This window comes from Marinobacter salinexigens (genome assembly GCF_008370345.1).
GTDB lineage: Bacteria > Pseudomonadota > Gammaproteobacteria > Pseudomonadales > Oleiphilaceae > Marinobacter > Marinobacter salinexigens.
Genome location: NZ_VTUU01000149.1, coordinates 1 through 349 on the forward strand (window position 1 = coordinate 1; position 349 = coordinate 349).

The 349-nt window shown below is 69.1% G+C and carries 1 protein-coding gene; it reads right to left on the reverse strand.

Features of this window, described 5'->3' with window-relative positions; genetic code table 11:
- Positions 1-289 (reverse strand): CAAD domain-containing protein (locus FWJ25_RS21005; RefSeq protein WP_188093694.1); only part of this gene is annotated, 289 nt, incomplete at its 3' end.
- Positions 290-349: the final 60 nt, after the last annotated feature.

A 349-nucleotide genomic window follows, 5' to 3' on the forward strand; every position in this document is an offset into this window, starting at 1 on the left:
CGCCGACAACAACGGACGTCAACCATAGCGCGACGACGGCGCCGCCGCCGTACAGGAGGACGGTGGGCTTGTCGTCAACGGCGTCCCACTTTGCCTTGAGGTCTTCGATGAGCTCGTCGCCGCCGGAGGCCGACGTGTCCTCGGAAGCGGCCCTGGCACGGTGCAGGGAGAGCCTCGGCGCGTCTTGGAGGCGAAGCTGCTGGTGGCACACGCTGCTGCGCCGAGGGAGGAGGGCGGCCGGCAGGCGTGCGCCGCCGACGAGCGCCACGGAGTACGCCGTGGCCGCCATGCCGTGCCGCTACGGGTGCACCAGTCTTATCGCTAAAGCGCTTCTCGGCCTCTCCTTTTT